Raw genomic sequence first — 10,835 nt, forward strand, 5'->3', positions numbered from 1 at the left:
TTAAGGACAGGTTCCGGTGGGCGGACGATGCGGCAGCGCGCGCCCTGCGGCACGGCCCGTCAGCTTGCCGCCATCGACCGCGAGGACGCCGTTGACCAATACCGTCTGCACCCCGACCGCCAGCTCGGTCGGCTGCTGATAGGTTGCGCGCGGCGCATAGCGGCGGGGGTCGAACACCACCACGTCGGCGAACGCACCGGCTTTGAGGTGCCCGCGCCCGGTCAGGCCGAAGGTGTCGGCGGTTAGCGACGAGCTGCGCTCGATCATTTCACGCAATGTCAGGACGTGATCGGCCACGACGTATTTGGCGTATTTGCGGGCGAAACTGCCATAGACGCGCGGGTGGCCGGGCGAGGCGTCGGAATCGGTCATCACCCAGGGTTGCCGCATGAAGGCGGCGATGTCGGCCTCGCTTTGGTTGAACGAGATGACGCCGGGATCGCCGACGCGGATCACCGCGATGGCGGCGGAGATCGGGTCGGTCTTGGTCGCCGCCGCGACTTCCGCCAGGGTGCGATTGCGTTCGGCACCTTCGCTGATCAACAGCTTGGTCGGCCCGCCGCGTTTGCGCATGTTTTCGGCCATGTCGGTGCGCAACCGCGTGGCCTGCGTGGGGTCGTCGAAGCGCGCCAGCATCGCTTTGCGACCGCCATCCTGCGCCCATAATGGAACCAGCGAGGCAACCATGCTCGAGCCGCTGGCCGACCATGGATATTGGCTCGCCGTGATGTCGAGCCCCGCCGCGCGCGCTCCCGCGATCCGCGCGATCACCGCCGGGGCCTGGCCCTGCACATCGACGCCAAGCGCCTTGATGTGCGAGACGTGCGCGGGGATATGCGCGGCGCGCGCTATCTCGATCTCCTCATCGATCGCGGCGAGCAGCCCAACGGTGTAGCTGGACTCGTCGCGGATATGGCTGTCGTAAAAGCCGCCCCGCTTGCCTGCTTCAGCGGCGAGCGCGACGACCTCATCGGTCTTGGAAAAGCTTTGCGGGGCATAGAACAGCCCGGTCGAAAGCCCGATCGCGCCCTGGCACATCGCGCTTGCAACCAGCGCCTGCATCTGGGCCAGTTCCTGCGGCGTCGGCGCGCGCTTGGCCTCGCCGATCACGCGCTGCCGGATCGTGCCGAAGCCGGTATAGGTGGCATAGTTGATCCCGACCGGGCGCGTCCGCGCGCTGTCGAGCACGCGGCCAACGTCAATCTCGCCGCCGCCATCATTGCCGATAAACGCGGTCGTCACGCCCTGCGTCAGGAACATCGGGATCAGCCGCCTGGCCGGATCGTCCGACGTCAGATCGTCCCCCATATGCGTGTGCGGATCGATAAATCCGGGCGCGACGATCATGCCATGCGCGTCGATCACGCGCGTGGCGGCGCGCGCCACATGCGGTGAGACCTCGACGATGTGGTCGCCCTTGATCGCCACATCGCCGACGAACGGCGCGTCCGAACCGGTATAGATGGTGCCGCCGCGCAGAATCAGGTCTGCGGACGGCGGGGCCGAAGCGCTGATTGAGGCGAGCGCGACACCAACCAATAGCCCAATCCGGCCGATGTTCATGGCGTACCCCAGAAGCCGGGGGGCGGTGGCGACAATATGCCGCCTACATCCGTCACCCCACCGACACGATCCTCCGCCAGCCATAACGGCCCGTCAAGATCGACAAAATCGGACAGCATCGCCACGTGCAAGGCGGGCGCGATCGAGAGCGAGGAACTGACCATGCAACCGGTCATCACCCCGAGCCCGCGCGCGCGGGCTCCGTGGGCGAGGGCGAGCGCGGCGGTCAGCCCGCCCGCTTTGTCGAGCTTCACGTTGACGCATTGATAGCGTGCGGCAACCCGATCGAGATCGTCGGCGGTATGGACCGATTCATCGGCGCAAATGGGCACTGCCGGGGAAAAATCGGCGAGCCACGCATCCACGCTGGCCGGCACCGGTTGTTCGAGCAGCGCGACGCGGAGCTCGACCAGCAGCGGCTGCATCGCTTCGAGCAGGGTGCGGTCCCAGCTCTCATTGGGATCGACGATCATCGTGGCGTTATGGGCCACGGCGCGCACCGCGCGAAGCTGCGCGGCGGGGTCTGCGTGGTCGACCTTTACCTTGATCAGCGGCGCGGTGGCGATCAGGGCGGCCGCCCGGGCCATTTCCGCTGGTGTGTCGATGACCACCGTCAACGCGCTTGCCATGGAGGTGAGGTCGGGGCCGTCGATCATCGTCGCGACCGCGCGGCCCGAGCGCTTCGCCTCCAAATCCCATAAGGCGCAGTCGATCGCATTGCGCCCCGCGCCCGGCTGCAGCAGGCCGAGCAGCTCCTCGCGGTCCGCGCCGCCCTCGATCGCATCGCGTACGTGCGCGATCTCGTCGAGCGCACTCGCGACGCTTTCGCCATAGCGCGGGTAGGGGACGCCCTCGCCGCGACCGACATGCCCGTCTTGCGCGATGGTTACGGTGACGACATTCGCCGCCGTTTTCGCGCCGCGCGCGATGCGAAACGGCGTGTGCAACGCGAAGCGGTCGTGCCGTGCCTCAAGCGTGCGGGGCATAGAGCGCATCGATGATGGACTCGACGCCAAAGGCGATCGGGTCGGTACAGGGCAGGCCGAGCACATCCTCGGTCCGCTCGCACAGCGCGCGCGCCGCCACTGCGTCGAGCGCAGAGGTGTTGAGGCACACGCCGACCGCCCGCACGCTCGGGCTGGTCAGGCGCGCCACTTGCAGATTCATCGCCAGGCATTCCGCCAGTTCGGGCAGGGTGCGCCCGGGCAGACCGCGCATGTGCGCACGCCCCGGTTCGTGGCACAGCACGATCGCCTCGGCCTGCGCGCCGTGCAGCAGGCCGGTCGAGACACCCGCGAAAGAGGGATGGAAGAGCGACCCTTGCCCTTCGATCACGTCCCAACCGTCGTCAGCGCGCGCCGGGGCGAGCTGCTCGATTGCCCCCGAGATGAAATCGGCGACCACGGCATCGACCGGTATGCCGCCGCCTGCGATCAGGATTCCGGTCTGGCCTGTCGCCCGGAAATCGGCGGCGATGCCGCGTGCGCGCAGCGCCGTGGTCAAGGCGAGCGTCGCGTACATCTTGCCGACCGAACAATCGGTACCGACCGTCAGCAACCGGCGACCGGCGCGCGGATATCCCGTCCCAACCATCAGATCCGCAGGCGGATCGCGCACGTCGAACAAGCTCAGCCCGCGCTCGCGGGCCAGCGCGACAAGCCGTGGCACATCGCGCAAACGCTGGTGGAGTCCGGCCGCGACGTTCATTCCCGCTTCCAGCGCGGCGACGGCATCCGCGATCAGATCGGCCCCCATCGTCCCGCCCGAATTGGCGATGCCAAGCACCAGCGTGCGCGAGCCAGCGCTTGCGCCCTCGGCAATCGTCAGGCGCTTGAGCCCGAGCGTCAGCGGGCAATCGTCGTAACGAAACTCTCCGACGCAATCGTCCGGGCGGAAAGTGGCGAGGCCGCGCGACGTCTTGATGCCGATAGGGTCGGCGCTATGGCCGAGATAGAGCAGATAGGGTCCGGGTATCATGCCGGCCACCGTATCCGCCGCGGCGACCGCCACAGCATAGCGAGTGGATCACTCGGCATAGCCTGTCGTTATGTCGTCCGCTTCAGGCGGCGTCGATAACCCGCGCCAGCGTCTTGAGAAAATCGGTGGCGAGCGCGGTCGGCGGGCGGTTGAGCAGGAACATCGCATGGACATCGAACGCCAGTTGCGGCTTTAGCGGCCGCACCGACAGACCGGGGCTGAGCGAGGCTTGCGCGGTGAAGCTGTCTACCACCGTCATCCCCACGCCCTGCCGCACCAGCGCGGTGGCGATATAGAAGGTCCGCGCCGATACCACCTCGTCGAGTTCGAGGTCGAGCCGCTGCAATTCCTGCGTGAACAACTGTCCGATCGGGCCACTCGCCGCCAGGCTGATGAAGCGTTTGTCGCGCAGGCATTCCAGTTCGAGCCGTGGCGGCGCGTCGGGCATGTCCTGTTCGCGGTACAGGACGACGAGTTCGCCCTCGCCGAGCCAGCGATGCCCGATCGGGGCGGCTGGCGGCACCGCATACGCAATCGCAATGTCGGTTTCGCGTTCGTAGAGCTTGCGCAGCAAATCATCGTGATGAACCGTCTGCAAGTCGAACTGGACCGTCGGATGGCTGCGCAAAAAGCTCGCCACCGCCACGGGCAATGCGTCGAGCGCGAGCGACGGCAGCGCCGACACCCGCAGCATCCCGCCGGTGCCGCGCTTCAGGTTCCGGCTCGCCTCGCGCAGGGCATAAACCCGGTCCTGAATTTCGCTGACCTCGGCGAACAGCGTATGTGCGTCCTCGGTTGGCACGAGACGCCCGGTGCCGCGCTCGAACAGCGGAAAACCGAGCAGCGATTCGGCGTGGCGCAGCGTCTTGGAGACCGACGGCTGCGAGATATTGAGCGCCCGCGCCGCCGCACTGACCGAGCCATTGACATAGACGGCGTGAAAAATCTCGATGTGACGCAGGTTCATGGGGCCACACCCTGTGCGAGCGCTTCTTCGGTGCGGCTATAGGCCGAGCGCGTGCCGGGATCGGCAGGCACGTCGGTCGCGAAATACGCGACGCCGTTGCCGTGCTGTGGATCGATCCACAGCCCCGATTTCAGCCCATAAGCGTCCCCCAAATGCCCCCAGCGCGGCTTCCCGTCGCCAAACGGATCGTCGCGGCAGCCCGCGACCGGCGTCGCCAGGAACGCGACCGCCAGGCCATAGCGGCACATCTGCCCGTGCCAGGTGTCGCCATTGCTGCCCACACCGCTATCGCCGTTCCACGTCCATTGCGGGGTCTCCAGCAGATCGACCGAGCGCCGAGAAAGGATGCGCACGCCGTCGATCCGCCCGTTGTCGAGCAGCATCCGCCCGATCCGGGCAAGACCGCGTGCAGAGATATAAAGCCCGCTTTGCGGCGCAAAGGTCGCGCCGTTTTTGCCCGCACGCCACAGGGACAGATCACAACTGCCGTCGCGGGCGGGAGCGACTGGGCAAGTCGGGCGCGCACCGTGATAGTCGTCGCGCGTTACCGACCCCGAACGATATTGCACCACCACCTGGCGGACAGCATCGTCCGAACAGGTGACGAGATTGTAGCAGGCATCGAGCTTCATCGGCGTGAAGACGAGCCGCTGCATCACCTGGTCGAACCGCTCGCCAGTGGCCCGTTCCATCACGGCGGCGATTACGGGGAAGTTCAGATTGGTATAGCGAAAGTAGGTGCCCGGCGGGTGCGCGGTGTCCCACACTTTCGGGTCGGCCAGCACGCTCCGCAGATCGGCGTCGAGCGGTAGGACATAGTCGATGCCGTCGGTCAGGCTCGAGCGGTGGGACAGCAACAGGCGCAAGGTGATCGGCCGGTCGGCAAAGGCCGGATTGCGCAGCTTATAGCCGAGCCATGTCGACACATCGGCATCGAGATCAAGCCGGTGCTGTTCGACCAGGCGCAGGACGGCAATCGCCGAGACCAGTTTGGAAATCGACGCAATCCGAACCGGATCGTCCGCGCGCAGTGTTCTGGCGGCGGCGACATCGGCCAGGCCCGAAACGTGGACCGTCCGCTCCCCGCGTCGATCAAAGGTCACCCGCGCCGCAGCGACCGGTTGATGGACACTCGCGGCGAGCAAAAGCAACGCAGAGATCATATCACTTGGGCATCCCGTTCAAGCCACTCGCCTGGCGCAGTGCCGCGCCGTCGAGCCGATACCCATCCAGAAAGACGGTGTGGACATGGCGCAGGTTGCCGAGCGCCGCCGACACATCGCCATCGACCAGTAAGATGTCGGCGGTCTTGCCCACCGCGATCGATCCGGTGCGGTCGTCCATGCCGGTCATCCGCGCGGGAATGATGGTTGCGGTCTGCAGCGCCTCGGCATTGCTCAGGCCCGCTTGCTGGTACAGTTCCAGTTCGCGCACCAGCTCCAGCCCATAGCCATCGGTCCCGGCGACGATCGGCACGCCAGCCTGATGGAGTTTGCCGACCAGATCGACCATCTTGGCGAAGCTCTTGCGGAAATCGTCGCGCGTCAGGCCCCCGAACAAGGGATAGCCGCCGATCTTCCAGCCACGCACGACACTAGGCGGCGCGACATCGGAAAACGGCGCATATTCGGGCGAGATCGCGCTGCCGTCCGACGTCATCAACGGTTCCCAGACGGTCAGCGTCGGGTCGATGATGGTGTGGCGTTTGGCAAGCTCGGCATAAAAGGACGTCATTGCCGGGGAATCGAGATCGACGTCCTTGCCATATTTGGCGGGCCCCTCGAGGCGTGCAGCGGTATTGGCCTTATCCACCACCTCTTGCGGCATCGCCTGCATCAGGATGAAGTTGATGTGGGTCACTTCATCATAGCCCGCGCGTACTGCGTCGAGCGGACGCATCCCAGCGGGCACGTGGCCGTGGACGTGCAGCCCCAGGCGATGCGCCTCCGCCGCTGCGGGCGCGATCCAGGCGGGATTCATCGAGGTGTAGAATTTGGCACCCCACAGCCCGGCCGCCTTGATCTTGTCGACGGCGGCGACGGCCTCAGCGGCCGAGGAAACCGTCAGCGCCCCCTGCGCGGCGAGCGGGTCCTTGCGATCGACGATCACCGACACCTTGCCGTCAGGGGCGAGCAAATCGCCCGCTGCCCGGCGCTTGTAGATGCTCAGCGCCTCGTCGATCAGCGAGCCGGGGCTGCGGTAATTGGTCATGCCGGTGGCGACGTTCTGCAGCAGGTTCCAGTCATCGCCGACATGCTGGTGCGAATCCCACAGACCGGGGGTCAGCGTCTTGCCGTGCCCGTCGATCACGGTCGCGCCCGCAGGCGCGGTGATCGAACCCCCAGCGCCGATCGCCGCGACCTTGCCACCCGCGATCAGCACCGCGCGATCCGGAACGTAGCGCCCCGCGACTGAATCGAACATCAGCACATGGTCGATCAGCGTCGCGGTGTGGTTGGCCTTGCTCAGGAAACGATGCGCCACCTCGCGCACCATTGCGGCGGTCGCCTTGTCCTGAAGGTCCTTCAGCTTGGGGCCGTTTTTCTCATAGCCTTCGGGCAACATCGAAATGACACCGGCGTTGCCAAACAGACGATTGTCGCTGTCGAGCCATACCGGCGATGGCGCGAAGCCATATCCCGTCAGAAAGGCGAGCTTGATCGTCTTGGGGCCGTGCGGGCCTTCGACCTGCGTTGGCTGCCCGATCGCGATGCTGGCATGGCCGGTCGGGAGCAAGTCGATGCCCTTGGCCCCCGCTGCGACCAGCGCATCGATATCGAATTCACCGGCAAGTGGCGGCCCGCCATAGGTGTTATAATGCTTGTCGGCGAAGGGAGCGGAGCCGGAATCGATCACCGTCTTCCAGTCCGCCACCCCGTTGCTGCCAACAGCGAAGGTCTCCGTCGCATCCCCGGAATCGGTAAAGCCGCGAATGGCGATCGTCGTGGGGCGTCGGGTGGGATCGAGCGTGACCACCTCGTCGGTTTCGGTCACCCAGCCGCGCAGCGACATCGACATGCGATACGCGACGCGCCCGTCGGGCATCGTCCACGACCAGATGTCGCCATGCTTTCCGGCGATCGAGCTGAGGGTAAAGTGCCGCGCGCCGGGCGGCGGCACTAGCAATTGTTCCTTCGGTGTCGGCGCCGCTCCGGCGATCGAAGCGGTCGCGGCGAGCAATGTCGCAAGGATCAGTCGGCGCATACAGATTCCCCCCCAAGAAGCGGGGAGAGTGCCAACTCGTCGCAGACAGCGCAATGCTCGCCCATCCATAAAGTGGACGAGGATTATCATCGCGGCCTTGGCGACACCACCGGCCAGATCCGCAGCCCGTCCTTGGTAACGCAAAGACGGGCTGCGGCAACTGAAGCCGGGCTTAGAATTCGGCGCTGATGCCGAAGGTGAAGGTGCGGCCGCTGGTCGTATAGACCTCGGTACGCTGGGCGACCGCATCCAGCGACTGCACGATCGGTTCGTTGGTGATGTTGATGCCCTCGGCGATCAACCGGACGCCTCGGCGCAGGTTGATATGGGCCTGGAAATCGACATTGTTGGTCCCGCGAATACCATCGCCGCTATTGTCGATGGCGTTGCCGGCACCGGTCAAATAGCTGCTGCGATAGGCATCGGAAACGCGGACGCCCCACAGCTTGTTCTCGTAATACAGCGTGGCGTTGGCCGCCCATTTCGAAAGATTATACTGCGGGATGATCTTTGGTACATTGTAATACGCGGTCTGATGCCCGTCGAACCACGTTCCGTTGACCACCGCGCCAAGATTTTTGAGCGCGCCGGGTAGAAAGGTGAAGTCGTGCTGGACTGCAACCTCAATGCCCTTGATGTCGGCACCAGCGCCGTTCACCGGCTGGCTGACGTCGAACAAGGTGTTCGCGTCCTCGCCTTGCACCAGCAGCGAGAGCGGCAAGCCGGTCTGGCCATAGGGGATTTGCTTGGTGGACGAACTGATGAAGCTGTCCATGCTCTTGTAGAAGAAGCCGACCGAGGCAAAGCCGCTTCGACCCATATAATATTCGACCGACCCCTCGACCGAGGTCGCCTTGAACGGTTTCAGGAACGGATTGCCGAGGCTCAGGCTGCCGCCATTGGGGCGCGTGGTGATCGACCCGGCCGCCGCCAGATCGCCAAGCGCAGGGCGATTGACATTGCGGCTGGCGCTCAGCCGAACGACCACCGCTTTGGCAACATCAAGCGCCAGATTGGCCGCAGGCAGGAAGCCGTGGCTGTTGGTGCGGATCGCAACAGGCGTGAAGCCCGCGCCAGTCGCCAGATGCCCCGACGACAGCAGGTCGGTCGAGTAATAGCGCACGCCCGCATTGGCCCGCAGCCGCATGCCGGCCACGATCGTGTCGAGATCGAGCTGGGCGAAGCCTGCGCCGGTCTTTTCGTCGACGCGGTAATCGCTGCCCGCCTGGAGATTTGCGGCGGTCAGGTTCCGATTGTCCCCGATATAGCTGTAAACCCCGTCGACGTTGCCGACGATGTATTGAATCAAGGTATCCGGAGTGACGGTCTGTTTAAGAGTGTTGGGGATGGCGATGTCGGCGGGCACGTTGTGGAATACCTTGTTCACCCACGTATAGCCGCTGTTGATGAAGTGCTTATACTCGCCACCCGCCTTGAAGGTGAGCGCTTCATTCAGCGTGTAGGCGCCTTGGAGCTTCCCATTGGCATATTGGTTGGTGATCTTGTTTTCCTGGACGTCGAGCCGCTGTACCGCCCAGTTGTTCGGATCGGTGATATCCTTGCCGTAAGTGTTGACCGGAATGGTCGGGCGATCATCATAGCTGAACGGGGTGTTCTTCAGCTCCATGAACACCTTGTCGAACACGGGCTGGCCGAAATCCGATTCCTCATACCCGCCAAGCACGCTCAGCGTCAGCCGGTCGGTCACCTTCCAGCTGGCATTGGCCACGCCCTGGTAGAAATCGGTGCGGTTCTGGACGACATGATGTTCGGACCGCAGATCGATGCCGGTATAGCTTGCCGCGCGCAGCGTATTGGTGCTGTCGATCACGGCGCTCTGGATCACCTGTGCTCCGGTGATCGAGGTTCCGGTCAGCGCGTTGCTGCCCGCCGTCGCCAGCGCATAATCGTCGCGATGGTCCCACAGCCGACCATAGAGAAAATCGACGTCGAGTTTGAACGCGTCGCCCGGGTGATATTGCACGGACGAGGTAATGCCGAGCCGCTTGCGATCGGTATACCACGACGATGGCGACTGCGCGGTCGGCTGGTAGACGCCCGAAAGGAGGTTGGCGCGTGTCGCCGCATCGATGTTCGGGCCGATATTGGCGGCACCATATTTGGTGAGGCCCCAACCCCAGTTACGATAGCCGAACTCGTTATTCTTGATCTGGCTATAGGCGACCGAGACGAGCGCGGCGAGATCGCCCCAGCGGTGCGAGACGAGGCCAACCACGCGCGGCGTGACGCCGCTGGTGTTGTCATTGGTCTGGCCCTTGGCGGAAACGACCAGTTTATTGCCGGTGTCGAAAGGCTTGGCGCTGGTCAGTTGCACCGTGCCGGCAATGCCGCCTTCATCCTGCTCTGCCGAATAGGATTTCTGGACCGACACGCGGTTGAACAATTCCGAGGCGAACAGGCTGTAATCGAACGAGCGCGAACGGGTGACGCCGCCGCGATTGTCCATGCCCGAAGCGGTGTTGCCGAGCACTTCCATGCCGTTCAACTGCGTGCGCGTAAAATCGGCCCCAAGCCCGCGCAGCGCGATCTGGCGGCCTTCGCCGCTGTCGCGGGTGATGGTGATGCCGGGAATGCGCTGCAGCGACTCTGCCAGGTTCAGGTCGGGAAAGGCGGCGATATCGGTGGCGACGATGTCGTCCTCATTGCCAACCGCGCGGCGCTTGAGGTTCTGCGCTTCGGTAAGGCTGTGCCGATAGCCGGTCACGATGATGTCGGTCCCCTCGCCGACCGAGCGATCTGGCAGGGCCGCGCCCGGAAGTGCAGCATCCTGTGCGGCGACCTTGACCAATGCCGGATGGACCGGGGTCGCCGACATCGGCTTCAGAATGGCGACGCCGCCCTGGAAGGTCACGCCCAGATTGGTCCCGCGCAGCAAATGGTCGAGTGCCGTTCGCGCAGTATAGCTACCACGCACGCCAGCCGTGCGACGGCCGCTGACCGCGTCGGGTGCCACCACCACTTGCACGCCGGTCGCTTGCGAAAAGCGGGAAATGGCGGTGCGCAAATCGGATGGCGCTATGTCGAAGCGCTGCTCCTGGCGAAGGACGGTCGTCTCCGCCGGTCGTGCCTGTGCCATAGCAGGTGTCGCAATCGCGATCGCTGT

The 10,835-nt window shown here is 64.8% G+C and carries 7 protein-coding genes; all 7 read right to left on the reverse strand.

Features of this window, described 5'->3' with window-relative positions:
• Positions 1-1,563, reverse strand: coding sequence for an N-acyl-D-amino-acid deacylase family protein (locus ON00_RS00380; protein ID WP_010402348.1), 1,563 nt, complete (start codon positions 1,561-1,563; stop codon positions 1-3).
• Positions 1,560-2,549, reverse strand: coding sequence for an N-acetyl-D-Glu racemase DgcA (dgcA, locus tag ON00_RS00385; protein ID WP_010402349.1), 990 nt, complete (start codon positions 2,547-2,549; stop codon positions 1,560-1,562). The genes ON00_RS00380 and dgcA overlap by 4 nt, the downstream gene beginning before the upstream one ends.
• Positions 2,533-3,540 (reverse strand): N-acetyltransferase DgcN, encoded by a 1,008-nt coding sequence (dgcN, locus tag ON00_RS00390; RefSeq protein WP_029622304.1) that lies wholly within the window; start codon positions 3,538-3,540, stop codon positions 2,533-2,535. Before dgcN ends, dgcA begins: the two co-directional genes overlap by 17 nt.
• Before the next feature lie 82 nt (positions 3,541-3,622).
• On the reverse strand, positions 3,623-4,507 hold the full coding sequence (locus ON00_RS00395; RefSeq protein ID WP_010402354.1) for a LysR family transcriptional regulator: 885 nt from the start codon (positions 4,505-4,507) through the stop codon (positions 3,623-3,625).
• A complete protein-coding gene (locus tag ON00_RS00400) occupies positions 4,504-5,670 on the reverse strand; it encodes a serine hydrolase domain-containing protein (protein WP_010402357.1) in 1,167 nt (388 codons plus the stop codon). The genes ON00_RS00395 and ON00_RS00400 overlap by 4 nt, the downstream gene beginning before the upstream one ends.
• A 1-nt stretch (position 5,671) precedes the next feature.
• Positions 5,672-7,711 carry an amidohydrolase family protein gene (locus tag ON00_RS00405; protein ID WP_010402360.1) on the reverse strand — a complete coding sequence of 680 codons (2,040 nt, stop codon included), beginning with the start codon at positions 7,709-7,711 and terminating at the stop codon, positions 5,672-5,674.
• 172 nt (positions 7,712-7,883) lie between these two features.
• A partial coding sequence (locus ON00_RS00410) for a TonB-dependent receptor (protein WP_010402363.1) occupies positions 7,884-10,835 on the reverse strand: 2,952 nt, incomplete at its 5' end.

The organism is Sphingomonas echinoides ATCC 14820, from assembly GCF_000241465.1.
GTDB lineage: Bacteria > Pseudomonadota > Alphaproteobacteria > Sphingomonadales > Sphingomonadaceae > Sphingomonas > Sphingomonas echinoides.